Below are 16320 nucleotides of genomic sequence, written 5' to 3'. Positions count from 1 at the left end.
GCCGGCTGCGCTCCGTACATGGCCTCGACAGGCCGTCTGACAAGGAGCAACGACACCCATGCGACTTACTGTTCACGCGGGCCGCCGCAGGCCCCGCGCCCCGCGCGTCCTGGCCAGACTTGTGGCCGTGCTGGCTGCGGCGTTCATCACGCTCACCACGCTGAGCGCGGTCCCGGCCGCGGCGGCGGACCAGGAGATCTGTGGGCACTGGGTCCGCGGTGCGATCCTCGACAAGTACCTCGGCATGGGTGGCTGGAACTCGCCGCTGAAGTGCCCGACCACGGAAGAGCTGCCCACGCCGGACGGCCGGGGCGCGTACACGGTGTTCGAGGGAGGGTCGATCTACTGGTCGGCCGCCACGGGGGCGCACCCGGTGTGGGGCGCGGTGCGCGACGCCTGGGCGCGCCAGGGCTGGGAGGGCGGCAAGTTCGGCTACCCGGTCGGCGACGAGTTACGGAACCCCGACGGCCAGGGCATCCGGCAGCAGTTCCAGGGCGGGACGTTCTACTGGCACCCCACGAAGACAGCGCGTGCGTACGGGGTGACCGGCCGGATCGGCCAGCTCTGGGCGCAGTGGGGGTATGAGCGCGGGGCGTTCGGCTATCCGACGTCCGACGAGTACGTCACCGACACCATCGGCGGCTTCGGGCCCCAGCACCCGGGTGTACGCCAGAACTACGAGAACACCAGGTTCATCGTCTGGAGCAGCGGCCACAGCGACGGCTACTACGTCTGCCGCAGCGAATGCGTCGGATACGGTGCGATGACCAACAAGCTGTGGGTGGCGAAGACCGAGGTCTACCACAGCCTGGCCGCCGCACCGGACCCGTACGCGGGCAAGCGCTCCGTCCATGTGACGCCGACCGAGGTCGGGTTCAGCCACGCGGACGACCACCTGCAGGAGTTGTGGAGCCAGGTGTGGTCGGTCATTCCGTCGCCCTCGCCCGCGTTCAGTGCGGACGAGCAGGACGTCGTCAGCAAACAGCTCTACTGCCACTCGGTGTTCGCGTTCCGCGACCCCACCAGCGGCGACCGCTTCGGCGGACCGACCTGGGACCTGGAGACCTGGCGCCCCAACTGGGCCTGGGACTCCGCCAAGTGGCTGCAGGCCAAGTGCAACCCGGGCTGGCCCGCGGAGGAGTGAGCCCGGCAACGATGACCTGAACCCCTGACAAGCGCGGCCCCCTGGCAGCCGTGGGTGGTCTCACCACCCGCGCGCCCGCCCAGGGGGCCGCGTCGTTTGCTCCGCCGGCAGTGGCGTTTCAGGGGCGGCGGCCGATTCGCAGCTGTAGCCAGCACGACAGCCGGACGTCCGGGTCGTCGAGGTCGAGACCGAACTGCTCCTGGGCGCGCCGCAGCCGGTACTTGAGGGTGTTCGGGTGGACGGTCAGGCGCCGGGCCGCTTCGCCGATGTTGCCGACCGCGTCCAGCCAGGCGACCACAGAGGCCGCGTAGTGGGCCTGATGGAGCCGGTCGTGTTCGAGCATGGCCTCGACACCGGGATGGCGCAGCCGTGGCCGGCGGGTGAGCTCGTCGGCCAGATGCCCGAGGAGGACCTGGGAGTGGACGTCGGTGAGTGCGGCGACCGGTGGCCCCGCGGCGGCCTCGGTGGTGACGCGGAGTACGTCGTCGACCTCGGCGCGCAGGTCCGGCAGCTCCTCGGCGTCCGGGGCGGGCCGGCTGACGGCGGCGCGCAGCGGCTGCGTGCGGGGGCGGGTGATCGCGGCGAGTGCCTGTGCCGCGAGGCGCCGGCCCGATTCCGGGTCGTCCGCGGGCAGCAGGGTGTAGACGGCGCGCGGGCCGGTGGCGACGGCGGCTGAGGGGCGTACCGCGGCGAAGTGCCGGCCGAGGTCGGTGCCCATCCGGATCAGCAGTGTCCCCGTCTCCGCCGGAGCGCCGGCCGGAGCGAAGCCGAGCAGGACCATGGACGCGTGCGTGGGGAGGCCGAGCCGGTAGGCGGTGTCCTGTGCCGTTGCCGTCCCGTCCAGGGCGGCCCGCAGAGCCTGTTCACGGGCGTGCAGCTCCAGCGCGGCGGCGCTGCGGCGGCGCAGTATGTGCAGGGCGGCGGTAGCGGCACCGTCCAGCAGCGCCCGTTCGCCCGCCTCGTCGAGCGGGGTGCGGTCCTCGATCGCCCAGATGCTGCCGAGGGGCAGGTCCCCGGCGCGGATGGCGACGGCCGCGCGCGGCAGCTCGTCCTCCGCCAGCCCCGGAAGCCGTACGACGCCGGGGGCGGCCAGCACCTGACGGTACTGGTGCTGTTGCCGCTCGGCCTGAGCGTCCGGCTGGTCGGGTACCCGGCGGCCGAGGATGCCCTGGCGCCGCAGCTCGTCGATGCGCTGGCCCGGCAGGCTGGAGTGGGCGAGTACTCGGGCGTCGAGGTCTTCGATGGCCACGGACCCGCCGATCACCGCTGCAATGACGTCCGCCAGGGCGAAGAGCTCCTCTCCGCTCCCGTCCCCGCCCCGAGCGTTTGGCATGTCTGACGAATCCATGCCGCGAGCATAGGCGATACCGACAAAGCGGGGGAGGGGCGTCAGCCCCGAGTCTGGTGCGACCAGGCCCCCTCCCGGGGCTCCTGGAGTACCGCACGTTCGGAGGACGCACCATGCCCATCTCGGCCGCCCCGGTCCCGCAGGCCGCCCGACCGCCCGCGCCGTCCCCCTCCCTCGACGCACTGCTCGGGCTGTTCCCGACCGGCACGCGCCTCGCCGGGGACGGGCAGCTGCTGATCGGAGGCTGTCGGGTGAGCGACCTCGCGGACCGCTTCGGCACACCAGCCCTGATCATCGACGAGGGAGCGCTTCGGGACCGCGCACGCCGGTACGCTCACGGGCTCGCTGCCCGCTGGCCGAACTCGAGGGTGGCCTTCGCCTCCAAAGCCTTCCCCTGCACCGCCGTGTACCGGCTGCTGGCCGAAGAAGGACTGAGCATCGACGTCGCGGGCGGCGGAGAACTGGCCCTGGCGCTCGCTGCCGGTGTGGACCCGGCCAAGGTCGTCATGCACGGCAACGCGAAGACGGACGCCGAAGTGGAGATGGCCGTGTCGGCCGGGGTCGGGCTGATCGTCATCGACAACACCGACGACATCGACCGGCTGGAGCGGACCGTCACCGGCGAGCAGCGCGTACTCGTCCGCGTCACCCCCGGCATCCGCCCCGACACCCACGCCGCGGTCGCCACCGGCCAGGAGGGCTCGAAGTTCGGACTGACCCTGCCCCGGGCACGCCGGGCCATCGCGCGACTGCGCGCGAGCGACCGGCTGCGGCTGGACGGCGTCCACGTCCACATCGGCTCCCAGATCCTGGACACCGAGCCGTTCGCCCGGGCCGTGGAGGCGGTGGCGGACCTCGGTACGTTCGCCGTCTACGACCTCGGCGGCGGCCTCGGAGCCCGCTACACCTATGACGATCACCCGCCCAGCATCGAGGAATACCTGGACGCGGTGGTGGGAGCGGCCCGCAGGGTGCTGTCGGCCGATGCCCAGATCATCCTCGAGCCCGGCCGGTCCATGGTGGCCGAAGCGGGAGTCACCCTCTACCGCGTGGCCACCGTCAAGCCGGGCGAACCGACGTTCGTCGCGGTGGACGGCGGGATGGGCGACAACCTCGAAGTCGCACTGTACGACCAGCGCTTCGAGGCCACCGTCGCCACCCGCCCGGGAGGCGGCGAGCCCCACCATCTGGTGGGCAGGCACTGCGAGTCCGGAGACATCCTGAGCGCGGACGTTCCGCTGCGCGACCCTCGCCCCGGCGACCTGATCGCCGTCCCGGTCACCGGCGCGTACTGCTTCTCACTGAGCAACAACTACAACGGAGCTCTCCGGCCGCCCGTCGTCTTCTGCCGCGACGGCCAGGCGCGCCCCGTGGTGCGCCGGGAGACGTACGGCGACCTGCTCCGCCGCGACCTGCCCTGAGCCTCCCGGCCGCCCCCTCACCTCCGCCCCCTCACCTCGCTGGAGTCCCCATGACCTCCCCGCCGCAGCTACGCGAGCAGCTTCTGAGGCGCAAGCCCCTGCACACCTTCGGAGAGGAATCGAGCGGAGGAGGCGGACTGCGCCGTACCATCGGGCCCTTCCAGCTCACGATGATCGGGATCGGCGCGACCATCGGCACAGGCATCTTCTTCGTACTCGGCTCGGCCGTGCCGGAGGCGGGCCCCGCGGTGATCGTGTCCTTCGCCATCGCGGCGGCCGCCGCGGCCCTCACCGCGCTCTGCTACGCGGAGCTGGCCTCGGCGGTTCCGGTATCCGGTTCCTCGTACTCCTACGCGTACGCCACGCTCGGCGAGTTCACGGCCTGGGCGGTCGGCTGGTGCCTGCTGCTGGAGTACGCGGTCTCCGGCGCTGCCATCGCGGTGAGCTGGGGGCAGTACCTCAACGACCTCACCCAGCGGACATTCGGCTTCCAGATGCCCGACGCGATCTCGGCGCCGCCGGGCGCGGGCGGAGTCGTCAATCTGCCAGGGGTCGTGCTGGTGGGGCTGTGCTGTCTGCTGCTGGTCCGGGGAGCGAAGGAATCCGCCGTCGTGAATACGGTGATGGTGCTGGTCAAGCTCGGAGTGCTGGTGCTGTTCGTGGTGATCGGCGCCTCCGGCTTCGACTCCGGCAACTTCCATCCGTTCGCCCCGCTGGGCGCGGCCGGTATCGGGAGCGCCGCCGCCACCATCTTCTTCGCCTTCATCGGCCTGGACGCGGTGTCCACCGCCGGCGAGGAGGTCCGCAACCCCCGGCGCACCCTGCCCCTGGCCATCATCGGATCGCTGCTCGTGGTCGCCACCGTCTACGTCCTGGTGGCCGTGGTCGGCGTGGGCGCCCAGCCCTGGACCGCCTTCGACGGCCAGGAAGCGGGCCTCTCCGCCATCCTGGGCGACGTCACCGGCGCCGGCTGGCCCGCCGTACTGCTCTCCGCAGGCGCGGTGCTGTCCATCATCAGCGTCACCCTGGTCGTGCTGTACGGACAGAGCCGCATCCTCTACACCATGGGCCGCGACGGCCTGCTCCCCTCGGCCTTCCACCGCGTCAGCCCGCGCAGCGGCACACCGGTCTTCACCACCCTCCTCACCGGAGGCTTCGTCGCAGCCCTCGCCGCGTTCTTCCCCCTGGACCTGCTCGCCGACCTCACCAGCATGGGCACCCTCGCCGCCTTCACCGTCGTCTCGCTCGGCGTACTGATCCTGCGCCGCACGGCCCCGGACCTCGACCGCGGCTTCCGTGTCCCCGGCCACCCGGTGGTCCCACTTCTGGCCCTGCTCGCCTGCGGCTACCTGATCAGCCAATTGCCGCTCGACACCTACCTCCTGTTCGGCGGCTGGCTGGCCATGGCCCTGGCCGTCTACATCATCTACAGCCGCAGCAACTCACGTCTTCAAACTGCCCACGACTCCGTCCAGGCCACGCCACTCGACCAGACACCCGTAGCCTGAGACCTCGATCCTCGGGGCGGGCCGCCACCGCACCAGCGGCGGCCCGGTCGCCCGATGCGAAGTGAGGTCCGGGTTGCGTCGTTCCACCCCGACGCTGGCGCGTCGAGCGCACGATTGTCGGGACCACGAACGCCCGCTGCAACGTCCGCGACCACGTACAGCTGAGCACACGCCAACTGGTCGCTCATCACCCTCATGACCAGGCGGCGGATTGTCCCGGACCCCGGTGTCGTCCAGCGTGACCGTGCCCGACTCCTTGAAGATGCCGCCCCCATCGGCGGCTCTGTTGCCGGTAACGGTGCTCTTCTTCAGAGTCGTCGACCGGATCGGCCGGCATCAACGGCTGGATCCGGTCCCACATCACATCGGTGATCACTGACCGGACAGACGCATCCGATCAACTGATCAACCCATCAAAGAGTCACGCTGTAGCCGCAATTCTTCAGCCGGCTTCAGGCTGTCGGCCCATTCTTGATCGAATGGGGCAATCTCTGTTGCCGGGAGCACTTCCGCCATATGGCCTCGCGCCCCCTCATCAGCCGCACGTGCGGCTGGGCATTTCGAACAGAGCCGAGTGGTAAGTCAGATGAAGAAGCCTGCGAAGTTCGTTCTCGGCGCTGTTTCGGCCATGGTCGCCGCCGGACCGGCCACCCCGGCCGCCGCGCAAACCCATACCTACAGTGCGGCCAACGGTGACACCCCGCCCGCGGAGCTCATAGGCCCGAACGACGAGAAGCCCGTCGAGTGGGGCATTGCGACCTTCGACCCGAACGCCGGGTCCCCGGCCCTGGAGAGCGTCGGCGGTGGCACGTGGCACCACGGCACGGTGGCTGACAGCGGCTACAAGGGCTGCTATTCGAACTACATCCACCCCAAGAAGAAGCACTCGGCCAGCGTTGCCATCGCGGACAAGACCGACAAGGACATCAAGGACCCCGACATCTGGGCCAAGGCCTACGCCACGAGCGGCTGGGCCTACAAGTGCAGTGCCTACTGGGGTGTCTACCAAAAGGCCCCCGTACCTCATGGACGGAAGGTCTGACACTCGCGCCGACCACGCGAGCAGTCAGGCCTTCGCCGTTTCCCGCATCCCAGAAAACAGGCTCAGACAGGCTCAGACAGGACGGGTGGATCCCCTTCGTGCGCTCTTCAATCTCGACCATCACACTTTCCCTCGCAGTCGGACTGGCCGTCGGAACATCCGGGCCGCTCCTGCAGTCCACGGGCGATCCGGTGAGCCACGTGGCGAGCATCGCCCTCGTCGCGGGGTGGATGTACGCGCTGATCGCCTTCGGCGTCGGGTGGGCATCCCGGTCCAAGAGGGAAGCCGCCCTCACGGCCCTGGCGACACTCGTGGTCGCCGTCGTCGCCTACTACGGGACGAAGGCGGCCCAAGGAGGCTTCAGGGTCCCGGACTTCGACGACCCGGCCAACGCGGACGGGTTCTTCGCATGGAACGAGTTCCTGTCCGTGATCGTGGTGTGGTGCGCCTTCGCCGTCCTGCTGGGCCGCTCTGCGCACTCGCCGGCCACCTCTCCCGCACCGGGTCCGGCACCCTTCGGCCGCTCCTGCGGCTGCCCTGCCGGCTCCTGGTCCCGGCCGTGGCCGTCTTCGAGACCACCCTTCGGCTGATCCACGAGCCTGCCAGTCAGGACGGTGGCGTGGTGCGCCCGGTCTGGATCGTCACCCGCCTCCTGGCCATGGCGGTCGCCCTCGTCCTCGTCGCCACCGCGGTCGTCACCACGAGGCGCGACCGGGACGGAGGCACGGGACGCGCAGGTACGGACGTGGGTTCCGGTTCGCGCTGAACAGGGAGCCACCAGGCGCCGGCACTAGAACACCTCGACGCCCCAACGCGATCGGAACTGGTCCAGCGTTCGGCTTCCACCCGCATCCGGCCCAGCCCGGTCCCCCGGGAGACCGCCGCCTTCAGGTTGTCGTAACGGAGCCTGCCACGAGGGACGCCTCCCTGGGTCTTCAGCGCGTGGACGTGGCCTTCGATGAACGCTTCCTGGCCGCAGGAGGCGAAGACGCAGTGGACCGCCTTGCCCGAGTAGGACAAGCGGAAGGAGGAGATGTAGCAGCGGGCGGGGACCGAAGTCCACCTCGGCCTCCGCGCCGGGGACGTGGGACTGCGGGATGAACACCGAGTCCGGGCCCGGCCGGCAGCAGGATCTGCTTGCGGCGGCCGGGGACGTAGGCGCGGACCATCTGATACGGGATCTCGTAGGCGTCGTGCTCGTCGACCAGCCGGTCGAAGCTCCGCTTCGCAGAGCTCCAGAGCACGCATCGGCGCGTTGCCCTGACGGTGGTCACGGCGGATCGCCGCGTACAGCTCGACCTTCGACTTCGGCATGCGCCTGGAGCCCCAATGGGAGAAGCACACGCAGCCCCCCCATCACAAGGCCTCAACCTCCTTCAAGACAAAGCAACACCGCCGTCCTCGGGGCGCCAACCTCCGCTTCGCCGCTCTCATGGCCGGCGGCTCGATCGCCGGGGCGCTCCTCGGCGGGCCCCTCTTGGGCGTGATTCCGGACCTGGTTGTGATCCCCGCACTTGCGGTGATTTTGCTGGTCTCGGCGGTCAAGGTCGCACGGCATACCTGACCCAGGCAGGTGGTGCGTGCCGTGCTGCGGGGCCCGATCGAGGCGGGGGTGGCGGCGGACGGCCTGACGGAGATGCTGGGCGTCCCGTTGCCGCCGATGCGGCCGAGGGGGCGGGTTGCGTCCGTCGGTCATCTCGCCCGGGCCGGCCATGGTTGCGGCTGGTGGTTAGCGCTGCTTGGTGCACAGGGCCGCGTCTACCGCCCCTTGGAGGTGGCGCAGGCTTTCGCCCTCGGCCGCCCAGGTCGTGGTGTAGACGGTCACGGTCCCGCGGCCTGCAGTGGCGCGGCCTCCGCCCACCGAGTTGCCGGGGAGGTCGCCGCCGTGGCCCCAGTAGGCGCCGCCGCAGCTGAGCGGGATCGAGGCGATGCCGTAGCCGTAGCGGCTGCCCGCCGGGTAGACGTCGCGCCCGCCGACCGCGGTGGTGTCCTGGGTCATCTGGCGCAGCGCCCAGACAGGCAGGAGGCGGCCACCGAACAGCCCGTCCCAGAAGGCGTTGAGGTCCTTGGGCGTGGAGACCAGACCGCCCGAGGCACCGAACTCGTAACCGGGGAGCTCGGTCACATCCACTCGGCCGGCTTCCGGGGCGGCCGGGTGGATACCGTAGTTGCGGGCGTGCGGTCCGCGCAGCGACAGCTCGCCGGGTGCGGGCCAGTAGGTGTCGTCCAGGTGCAGCGGGCGCAGGATCGTGCGTTCGATGTACGTCCGGAAGCCAACCCCCGACGCCTTGTCGATCACCATCCCGAGTACCAGGTAGTTGGTGTTGGAGTAGCCCCAGTCGGTGCCGGGCTCGAAGACTGGCTTCTCCTTGAGCGCGAGGGCCAGGTAGTCCTCGGACGTGCCGGGCCGGGTCCAGTCGACCAGCGTGGCGTACTCCGGCAGCCCGCTGGTCTGCTTGAGCAACTGCCGGATGGTGATGGGGCGTTCGGCGAGCTGCGGCACGTAGCGGCCGGCGCGGTCCTCGAGTCGGATACGCCCGTCCGCCACCAGGCGCATCACGGCTGCCGCGGTGAACGCCTTGGTGTTGCTGGCCAGCCGGATTCGCCCCCGCGCATCGACCATGGGCCGGCCCGACTGCATGTCCGCGACACCGGCCGTACGCGTCGTCCGGCCGTCGTACGCCAGCGCACCGGGGACCCCGTCGCTATGGACGAGCAGGTCCAGCTGCCGCTGTACCGGGTCGATCGGCCGGGCCGCCGCTGCGGGGACGGACGTCCCGATGATCGCTGCGGCGAGCAGGACTGCGCTGGCGATGCGCTTGCGGTACATGAGCTTTCCCCCTGATCGTGGGCCCGGACGGGCCGTTCAGTCGCTTGACGACGACTCTGCCAGGACGCCGACGCAAGATCATTACGCTCGCCCCCCGAACTGGACGGCAGTTACCCCCCTTGACACAGCACAGCTCACGGACATGCAGGTGCTCATGAAGCGCTGCGCACTGGAAGGCAACCAGTGACCGGCGCCCGGTTCACAGCCGGGGGCGCGGTGGTCGGGCTACCCGTCCCTGCTTGTGGTGCGCCTTGCGGACGCGGGCGGGCGGGTTCCACGGGATCGCCCGCACTGTGGCGTGCGAAGGGCAGGGCAGCCGCTGCCGGCGCGGACCACGCCATCGGCCTCTCCCGGACCTGCCCGCGCACCCGGTCGTGGAACTCCCGGATCAGGCCGTGATCGCGCCAGCGGTGGAAGAACTGCCGCCGACCAGGCCGACCGCACCGGCGCCCGGGCCAGCGCCGAGGCCGAAGCGGCGGTTGCCGCCCTGCTGCAGCGGTTCTTGCGGGTAGCCCTGCTGCACCGGACGGCGTGCGCGGCGGCGCTGCTTCGGGGGCCGGTGCCCGGGTTCGGCCGCAGGACGTCGACGCCGTAGTCCTGCGCGATGCCGGCGAGCCCGGAGGCGTAGCCCTGGCCGATGGCGCGGAATTTCCAGTTGTGCCATGGCGGTAGAGCTCGCCGAACACCATCGCGGTCTCGGCGGCGGCGTGGCCTCTGAGGTCGTAGCGTGCGATCTCGGTGCCGTCCTGGTCGACGACGCGGATGTGGGCGCTGTGGACCTGGCCGAAGTGCTGGCCGCTGCTCGGCCTCGTAGAGGGAAACCGGGAAGACGATGTCCGCAACGCCGGCCGGGACCGAGCCGAGGTCGACCTCGATCTGCTCGCGGTCCCCGCCCCTGTCCGCCGTCAGACCATTCCCGGAGTGCCGCACCGAACCATCCGGGCTTCGCAGGTTGTTGAAGAAGACGAAATGCTCGTCGGAGAGGGCCTTGCCGGACGGGCCGCACAGCGGTGCCTGGCGTCGAGGTCACAGGCGGCCCCCGCTGCTGTTCCTGTCTGCCAACCCAGGGGCCTCGCCCGTCTCCGGGTCCGTGCAGCACACCACGAAGAGCAGCTGCAGGGAGCGTACGCAGAGCTGAGTGAGCTCGGCGACCTGGCAGTCCAAGAAGCAGATGCCCCGCCCGTGCAGCGTCTGCAGTGGCGCATCCAGGACGGGGAGCAGGCGCTCAAATCAGTCCGAGGTCGCGCTAGCGCTGACTGAGCATCGGCTCGACAACCTCCGAGAAGGCACCTGACAGACGGTCCCGGTCAGCCGAAGTCACCTATCCATAGGTTATTTTGACTGGCCTTCTGTCTTAAACCGACTTTCATTACGAACTAGGGGAGAACGTCATGAGGATCATCAGGACTGCACGTAGGACGCGGGCCAAGATGACCGTGTCCATCGCGGCCCTGGCAGCGGGCTCACTCATACTCACCGCCTGCAGCGGAAGCAGCGACAGCGCCGGCAAGCTCGACGGTACCTACTACATCAAGGACGTCAACGGCACGTCCGACCTCGGCCAGCTGGTCGTCAAGGGCAGCAATGTCTCGCATCATGAGTACAGCTGCGATGGTGTCTACGACAAGGCGGACGTGACCAGCACCGGCGAGTTCAACAAGGATCAGTCCCAGATCATCTGGACGGTCGCCGGAGAGGACACCCGCAACAAGCGGACCGGCACCGAGCCCATCTCAACCAGCAGCACCTCGATCAGCGTCAGCGGTAGCGCGTACGTACGTGACAACTCCGATGCGGGCAAGGCTTTGCTGGACGCCTTTAAGGCCAAGTGCAAGAAGTAACGTCGACGTCCCGCTCGGCCAGCCAAGCAGCGCAGAACCCCGTGGACATCGCGTACACGGGGTTCTGTCCATCCTCGTCTGGTCAAGCCTCTACGCCTGCTCCTGAACGGACCTCGTCTTCCGCGAGGCAGGCGGCCCGGCGGCCAGCGTCCGACCGTTGTCGGGCCGCCGCTGGGAGCGATTACCAGCACCGACCGCTCGGTCCCCTCGGCGTCCCGCGCCGTCCCCGTGCCAACCCACTGATTGCCCACTGGCGCGCGCACTTCGGCGACGCCGATCCCATCTCCTGGCTCGACGACCCGGCCCACCCCAACGCTGCTGGCCACCTCCAGATGGCCGAACACACCCTGCGGGCCCTGGGCCTGGGACCCATGTCGCCCCGCTACTGAGCAACGCGGTGTACGCCCTTGTGCTCGTCAGGGTGATCAAGTTCTTCGACACAGAGCGGTCTGGCTGGGGGTAACCCTGAGAGACATCGGGCGCTGCCTCGGGGTTGGAAGGTATGGCAGGGCCCCGAAGGTCACGACGGCCCGGGGCCTCCACTTCGCTGACCCCGCAGCTCAGCTGCGTACGCGGTGGCGTGTCAGGCCCAGTCGACACCGAGCTTCCGGAGCGCGTCCAGCTGCTGGGGGTGAGTTTGTGGCGTCGGGTTTTGGTGTTGGTGACCCATACGCCGAGCTTCACGAGCACCGGCTCCGCCTCACTCTCGACTGCGATTTCCTCCCCGTGGGTCCTCCGGACCGGCTGGGGGGCGCCTTCCCGCGCGGCCCACTGGGTGAGGGCTGCCAGGACCCGCCGGAACGCTGCTGCGCCTTGCTCGGCCCCTTTGCCCCGCGACTGGCCGCAGGGGCGGGAGACGGCGCCTGGTCAGGCTGCACACCCAGCGCGGTCAGCCGCTCCTGCTGCTCGGGCAGGAGCCGTGCCCAGGTAGCCGGCTGCTTCTGCTGCTGGAGCCACCGCCCGATGTCGTCGCCGTCCATCAGCACGCCCGGGGCGATGTCGGGCAACTGTCCGTCGGCGTCGACCAGGTCCGCGAGGACGCGGTGGTGGCGCTGCCAGTCGAGTGGCCAGGGGCAGTTCCAGTTCTTGTCGCTCGCGGCGAGGCCCAGAGAGTGGCGAGCTAGGTTTCCCACTTCTCCTCGCCAGGTTCCCACACCATCCCGGCCTCCGGCGCGTCCAGGAGGAGCTTGCGCCGGTCCTCGAGTTCGCCGGTGCGCGCCGCCTTGCACTGTTGGTGCACCCACCGTCCGAGGGGGAAGACTTTGGTGACGCCGACCGCGGTCTCGGTGTCGTACGGGACGGCGTACAGGCCGTTGATCCCGTTCTCGGCCCGCCATCGGATCAGGGCCTGGTAGCCCTCCAGCCCCACCAGGGATCGGGCCGGTAGACGCGGGTGCGTAGGAACGCGGCGATCACGGCGGCGTCCCGCGGGCTGGAGAAGGGGAGCCGGGCCGACTCCGCGGCGGCGTCGGCGCCGTCCTCCTGGTCATCGCCGTCCCCGTCGGCGCCGACGATCTGCCCGTCCTCGTCCCGGCGCAGGTGGACCTTGCGCTTCCCGCTCGCTCGTGAAGGGGCGGGAAGCGAGCTGCTCGTCCAGGCGCTTATCCTGAGAACGCAGGCCCTGGAGGACCGCTACCAGGGGGCGGATACTCGCGGAGGCACCATGTCGGTGGGGTCCTCGCCCGGCTCCAGGAACCCGGGAACAATGATCCTGGCGGCCTTCGTGGTGCCGTCCTCGTTGAGGCGGAGTGCGCGGCCGATGTTCTGGACGGTTTCGACGTGGGAGCCGCGGGTGTCGGCGAAGCAGATGGCCTCCACGCCGCGTTCGCCGGTGATGTCGACGCCTTCGCCGAGGACGCGTACGGAGGCGAGGAAGGCCCGGCGGACCCGGTGGTTATTCGCGTCGATGCCGTTGGCGAACTGCCGCAGGACCCCCCGGCGCTCGGTGACGAGGTGGTCCCCGCACCTCCACGCCGACCACACCCGGTCCGGCGGGACGTGGCGGCCAGCCTCCAGCTCGTAGAACGTACGACTTCGGGAGCTTCTCGGCGGCCGCCAGATCGGCAACAGAGGCGTCGGTGACGTACAGCTAGGTGTGTTGTCCGAGGGTTCTGTGCGGCCCGGAGAGCGGGTGTGCGGGTGCTGCGGTGACCGGTTGAGGCCGGTCGCACGGCCGGACGCCGTCTTCTGCTCGACGGCCTGTCGTGCCCGCTTATGGCGGCGGGATCGTCGGGTTGGCGGTCGGCAGGCCGCCGGGATAGCGAAATGTCGGCCAACTCCCGGCCATCCGCAGGCTGTCTGCGCTCAGTGCGCAACGAATCTGCGCACCGTGCCATCGACGCCGGCCGACGCCTCCCCGCACAGCGGTGGTGGCGCCGTGCCGAAGGGTGAAGCAGAGAGGCAACACAGTGACGAAGCGCGGAATCTTACGGTCCGACGGGGCTGGGCAGCCCCTCGCCGCCCTCGTCGTGGCCCTCCTGGCGCTCATGGCCGCACCGGGCGCCGCCCAAGCCGCCGACGGGGCGCACGTCCGGGGCGCGCGCGGACTTCGCGGCGCAGGCCGCGAGCGCCGGCCTGAAATGTGTGCTTCAGGCCTTCAAAAGTGGATATACGGTTGCGTACGGGGCCGCGCCACGCGATGTACTTGAAGTCAAGGTTCTGCGCAGCTCGTGTTGGACCAGCGAACCCACGTACGCGTCGCCTGCAGATTCTAGTGTTCGGATCATTGCAGTGTTTGATTCCCCGACGGATCATATTCTGCAGATCGACCCACCTGCTGGGCCACTGCAATCGCAGCTTAAGGCCAAGCTTGCAGACTTCTACTCTGGCTCCTGACCTATCGGGCGGTGTGGGCGTCTTGCGGGTGCGTTTCCCGGTGATGAGATGGGGAGATCTGGGCGAATGCGGAGTGGGGGCGGTGGCGGCGTTCACCACCCCCGACGGCACCCCCGACACGCCACCCGCAGCAGCGACCGAACGGTGCGCAGCTGGGATTCCCAGGCACGGACAGGGCGCGCTCTACCTCTGGCCTGTCACGCAGCCTCCGGCCTCCACCCGTTGCCGGGAGAAGCCCACTGCCCCTCAACCCCGCCCTTGTCGGCGGCTTCGGGTTCTCCGGCTGGACCAAGACCTTCACCGACCCCCGCCTCTGCGCGGCCGTCGTCGGCCGCCTCGCCTTCGGCGGCAACATCATCGAGACCGGCACGGACTCCTACCGCCTCGCCACCAACCGAGCCCGCGCCGCCGAACATGAAGCCGCCGCGGGCTGACGTTCCTCAGCGCGTTACACGTTGGCGATCAGGGCATACCGTTCATCGGTCACCGGACCACCCCACAGATCTGGGTCGTTGCTGAGCGGTTCAATGCGCACAGCGGCAGCAAGAGGGCGCATGGCCGCGGCGAGGTCTTCGGCGCTGATTCCGCCGTTCCACGGCAGCGATTCGGCGCCAGCCACATATGGGACCCCGCTCTGACCTGCCTCGCGCCAACGCCCCTCGATCAGCACCAGCCGGCCTCCCGGCCGCAAGCGTGTCACCCACTCGCGCAAGGCGGCCTCCGGATCAGGCAGCGTCCACACGAGATGCCGCGAGAACACGACATCGAACCGCCGTTCCCCGGTCGGGGGCATCATGGCGTCACCTACCAGAAAACGGCCGTCAAGGCCGGCGGCCTCGAACTTCGTGCGCGCCTGCTCAACCATGCGCGGCGCCAGGTCGACCCCGGTCGGCCGGTGCCCGGCCTCGGCCAGCAGCAAAGACACTGACCCGGTGCCACATCCGATGTCGAGAACATCGACTGGATCGGTCGGCATCAAGGAGTGCAGGAGCCGGGCCCACGCAGCGCGCGTGTGGTCAGCCCGCAGCCCGTGGTCGGGCTCGTCGTCGAAGGCCGCTGCAGCGGCATCCCAATAGGCAGTTATCGAAGCAGTGCGGTCGGTCATGACTCGATGTTCTCAGTAGCCACTGACACTCCAGACGCCAAGCAGCGGTGTCAGTTCTCACCGATACTTCCCGGCCCAGTGATCAACCACTGCTGCTGAGACTCGTCGACAACCGGTCTCCGCTCGCTCTTACCTAGGCAGCCACCAGGCCTTGGCTTGAGCCGTCCGTGACGTGTGTGGTGGTGCACTGAGTTGTGGCTGGGCTGGCGGTGCCGGGTTCATGCAGCCTTGGCGACGGTGGAGAGGCTGAGTTTGAAATGCGGGCCGAATCCGCGGGGCGCGGGCGCAGACACGGGATCCGCCACCAGTGCTGGGTTCGTGCCAGCTGGACACGGGCGATGAAGATCGCGCTGTCATGGGGATGGCCGATCTGTCATGCGAGTGAAAGTCGTGTCCGCCTGGCCGGTCCGGCGTGGCATGTGTTCGGTTGGCTGGGCAGGGTGGAGTTCAGGCTGCGGGATCGGTGTGGATACGTGTTCCCGCCTTACTGAGGGGAGCATCCATGCGCGGTCATCTTTCACGCGCCGCCATGAAGGTCTGTCTCGTTCTGGCCATGCTGGGCTTGGTCATCCCCACAACCTCCAGCGCGGCTCAGGCCGCGCAGGTCGTCCATCGGCGGACCGTCGTGCTGCCTCTCAGCGGTACGTTCGGAGGTCTCGGCTCGGAGCCGATCGACGTCACGGGCAGTATCCGTGTCAGTGTCGTCACCGAGACCGAGCCGGGCAGCGGCGGCACCGCCCGCGTGAGAAGCACTCTGCTCCGCACGACCGGCATCGGCCAGGCCACCGGCACCTTCTACCGCTTCGTCGGCAGCGCCACCAACGTGGCCGCCTGGCCGCCGGGCCCGATCGCTCCGCTGACCTTCAACCCCACCTTCTTCCAAATCTTTCCGCCGGGCCCGATCCTCCCGCCACACCCCATCCGACCCGTCATCGTCAGCGTGACGCTCGCACCGGACGGCGCCATCGACGGCATCGGCGCACAGGTCGACCCGGGCAGCATCGACAACCCCCCGGCGTTTAACAGCGTGTTTTCCCTGGTCAGAGCGGGCACCGATTCCGCGGGCTAGGTGTTGTGGGCACTGCGAGCGGGGCGGCCACCGACGGGTGGCGGCCCCGCTTCGCTGTGTCCGGGACCGGGCACCGGCCATCCCCCCCCCCGGCGGATGAATCCGTCCTCGCGTAGGCGGGCGCAGAAAGGGTGCACGCCGCCTGACCGAACCAGAGTGGGTTTTTGAACACTCTTC

12 protein-coding genes and 3 pseudogenes are annotated in these 16320 nt (G+C 69.5%); 10 read left to right on the top strand and 5 right to left on the bottom strand.

Annotated elements, in window-relative coordinates:
• Nucleotides 1–58: 58 nt before the first annotated feature.
• Complete coding sequence (locus ACFTXQ_RS12740) at nt 59–1144, top strand: DUF2599 domain-containing protein (RefSeq protein ID WP_382639338.1); 1086 nt, start codon at nt 59–61, stop codon at nt 1142–1144.
• Nucleotides 1145–1262: 118 nt separating this feature from the next.
• Here ACFTXQ_RS12740 and ACFTXQ_RS12735 read toward each other — a convergent pair whose 3' ends face one another.
• Nucleotides 1263–2477 carry a PucR family transcriptional regulator gene (locus ACFTXQ_RS12735; RefSeq protein WP_382639335.1) on the bottom strand — a complete coding sequence of 405 codons (1215 nt, stop codon included), beginning with the start codon at nt 2475–2477 and terminating at the stop codon, nt 1263–1265.
• A 128-nt stretch (nt 2478–2605) separates the two neighbouring features.
• On the opposite strand from ACFTXQ_RS12735, the gene lysA reads away from it, so the two are divergent.
• From lysA to ACFTXQ_RS12705, 6 genes are all read left to right on the top strand, one after another.
• Nucleotides 2606–3913 carry a diaminopimelate decarboxylase gene (gene lysA / locus ACFTXQ_RS12730; protein WP_382639332.1) on the top strand — a complete coding sequence of 436 codons (1308 nt, stop codon included), beginning with the start codon at nt 2606–2608 and terminating at the stop codon, nt 3911–3913.
• Nucleotides 3914–3963: 50 nt separating this feature from the next.
• Nucleotides 3964–5421: an APC family permease gene (locus ACFTXQ_RS12725; RefSeq protein ID WP_382639329.1), complete on the top strand. Its 1458-nt coding sequence runs from the start codon at nt 3964–3966 to the stop codon at nt 5419–5421.
• Nucleotides 5422–6007: 586 nt separating this feature from the next.
• A complete protein-coding gene (locus tag ACFTXQ_RS12720) occupies nt 6008–6463 on the top strand; it encodes a lactococcin 972 family bacteriocin (protein ID WP_382639326.1) in 456 nt (151 codons plus the stop codon).
• Nucleotides 6464–6663: 200 nt separating this feature from the next.
• Nucleotides 6664–7053, top strand: a complete 390-nt coding sequence (locus ACFTXQ_RS12715) for a hypothetical protein (protein ID WP_382639323.1) — start codon at nt 6664–6666, stop codon at nt 7051–7053.
• Nucleotides 7054–7082: 29 nt separating this feature from the next.
• Complete coding sequence (locus ACFTXQ_RS12710) at nt 7083–7229, top strand: hypothetical protein (protein WP_382639320.1); 147 nt, start codon at nt 7083–7085, stop codon at nt 7227–7229.
• Nucleotides 7230–7775: 546 nt separating this feature from the next.
• A complete protein-coding gene (locus ACFTXQ_RS12705; protein ID WP_382639317.1) occupies nt 7776–8027 on the top strand; it encodes a hypothetical protein in 252 nt (83 codons plus the stop codon).
• Between the two features lie 165 nt (nt 8028–8192).
• Here ACFTXQ_RS12705 and ACFTXQ_RS12700 read toward each other — a convergent pair whose 3' ends face one another.
• Together ACFTXQ_RS12700 and ACFTXQ_RS12695 are read right to left on the bottom strand one after the other, a co-directional pair.
• Nucleotides 8193–9293, bottom strand: coding sequence for a serine hydrolase domain-containing protein (locus ACFTXQ_RS12700; RefSeq protein WP_382639314.1), 1101 nt, complete (start codon nt 9291–9293; stop codon nt 8193–8195).
• Between the two features lie 579 nt (nt 9294–9872).
• A pseudogene (locus ACFTXQ_RS12695) lies at nt 9873–10360 on the bottom strand (TerD family protein); the annotation flags it as partial.
• Between the two features lie 363 nt (nt 10361–10723).
• On the opposite strand from ACFTXQ_RS12695, the gene ACFTXQ_RS12690 reads away from it, so the two are divergent.
• Nucleotides 10724–11134: a hypothetical protein gene (locus tag ACFTXQ_RS12690; RefSeq protein WP_382639311.1), complete on the top strand. Its 411-nt coding sequence runs from the start codon at nt 10724–10726 to the stop codon at nt 11132–11134.
• Nucleotides 11135–11717: 583 nt separating this feature from the next.
• Here the strand turns inward: ACFTXQ_RS12690 and ACFTXQ_RS12685 are convergent.
• Nucleotides 11718–13159: pseudogene (locus tag ACFTXQ_RS12685) on the bottom strand (Helicase associated domain protein); the annotation flags it as partial.
• 1085 nt (nt 13160–14244) lie between these two features.
• On the opposite strand from ACFTXQ_RS12685, the pseudogene ACFTXQ_RS12680 reads away from it, so the two are divergent.
• Nucleotides 14245–14403, top strand: a pseudogene (locus tag ACFTXQ_RS12680) (AAA family ATPase); the annotation flags it as partial.
• A gap of 14 nt (nt 14404–14417) precedes the next feature.
• Here ACFTXQ_RS12680 and ACFTXQ_RS12675 read toward each other — a convergent pair.
• Entirely contained in the window at nt 14418–15074 is a 657-nt protein-coding gene (locus ACFTXQ_RS12675) for a class I SAM-dependent methyltransferase (RefSeq protein WP_382639308.1), read from the bottom strand.
• 502 nt (nt 15075–15576) lie between these two features.
• On the opposite strand from ACFTXQ_RS12675, the gene ACFTXQ_RS12670 reads away from it, so the two are divergent.
• Nucleotides 15577–16143 carry a hypothetical protein gene (locus tag ACFTXQ_RS12670; protein ID WP_382639305.1) on the top strand — a complete coding sequence of 189 codons (567 nt, stop codon included), beginning with the start codon at nt 15577–15579 and terminating at the stop codon, nt 16141–16143.
• The last annotated feature ends 177 nt before the right edge of the window (nt 16144–16320 follow it).

The sequence above is a fragment of the Streptomyces sp. NPDC057010 genome (genome assembly GCF_042673805.1).
In the GTDB taxonomy this organism is placed as follows: Bacteria; Actinomycetota; Actinomycetes; order Streptomycetales; family Streptomycetaceae; genus Streptomyces.
Note: the sequence above shows the minus strand (reverse complement) of the source record. Positions and strands in the feature narration are given on the sequence as shown.

Bases quoted from the DNA above. Each gene is read 5' to 3' on its own strand.
- ACFTXQ_RS12705 (WP_382639317.1), top strand. From the start codon at position 7,776: ATGCGCCTGGAGCCCCAATGGGAGAAGCACACGCAGCCCCCCCATCAC.
- ACFTXQ_RS12735 (WP_382639335.1), bottom strand. From the start codon at position 2,477: ATGCCAAACGCTCGGGGCGGGGACGGGAGCGGAGAGGAGCTCTTCGCC.
- ACFTXQ_RS12675 (WP_382639308.1), bottom strand. From the start codon at position 15,074: ATGACCGACCGCACTGCTTCGATAACTGCCTATTGGGATGCCGCTGCA.
- ACFTXQ_RS12720 (WP_382639326.1), top strand. From the start codon at position 6,008: ATGAAGAAGCCTGCGAAGTTCGTTCTCGGCGCTGTTTCGGCCATGGTC.
- ACFTXQ_RS12740 (WP_382639338.1), top strand. From the start codon at position 59: ATGCGACTTACTGTTCACGCGGGCCGCCGCAGGCCCCGCGCCCCGCGC.
- lysA (WP_382639332.1), top strand. From the start codon at position 2,606: ATGCCCATCTCGGCCGCCCCGGTCCCGCAGGCCGCCCGACCGCCCGCG.
- ACFTXQ_RS12670 (WP_382639305.1), top strand. From the start codon at position 15,577: ATGCGCGGTCATCTTTCACGCGCCGCCATGAAGGTCTGTCTCGTTCTG.
- ACFTXQ_RS12700 (WP_382639314.1), bottom strand. From the start codon at position 9,293: ATGTACCGCAAGCGCATCGCCAGCGCAGTCCTGCTCGCCGCAGCGATC.
- ACFTXQ_RS12690 (WP_382639311.1), top strand. From the start codon at position 10,724: ATGACCGTGTCCATCGCGGCCCTGGCAGCGGGCTCACTCATACTCACC.
- ACFTXQ_RS12725 (WP_382639329.1), top strand. From the start codon at position 3,964: ATGACCTCCCCGCCGCAGCTACGCGAGCAGCTTCTGAGGCGCAAGCCC.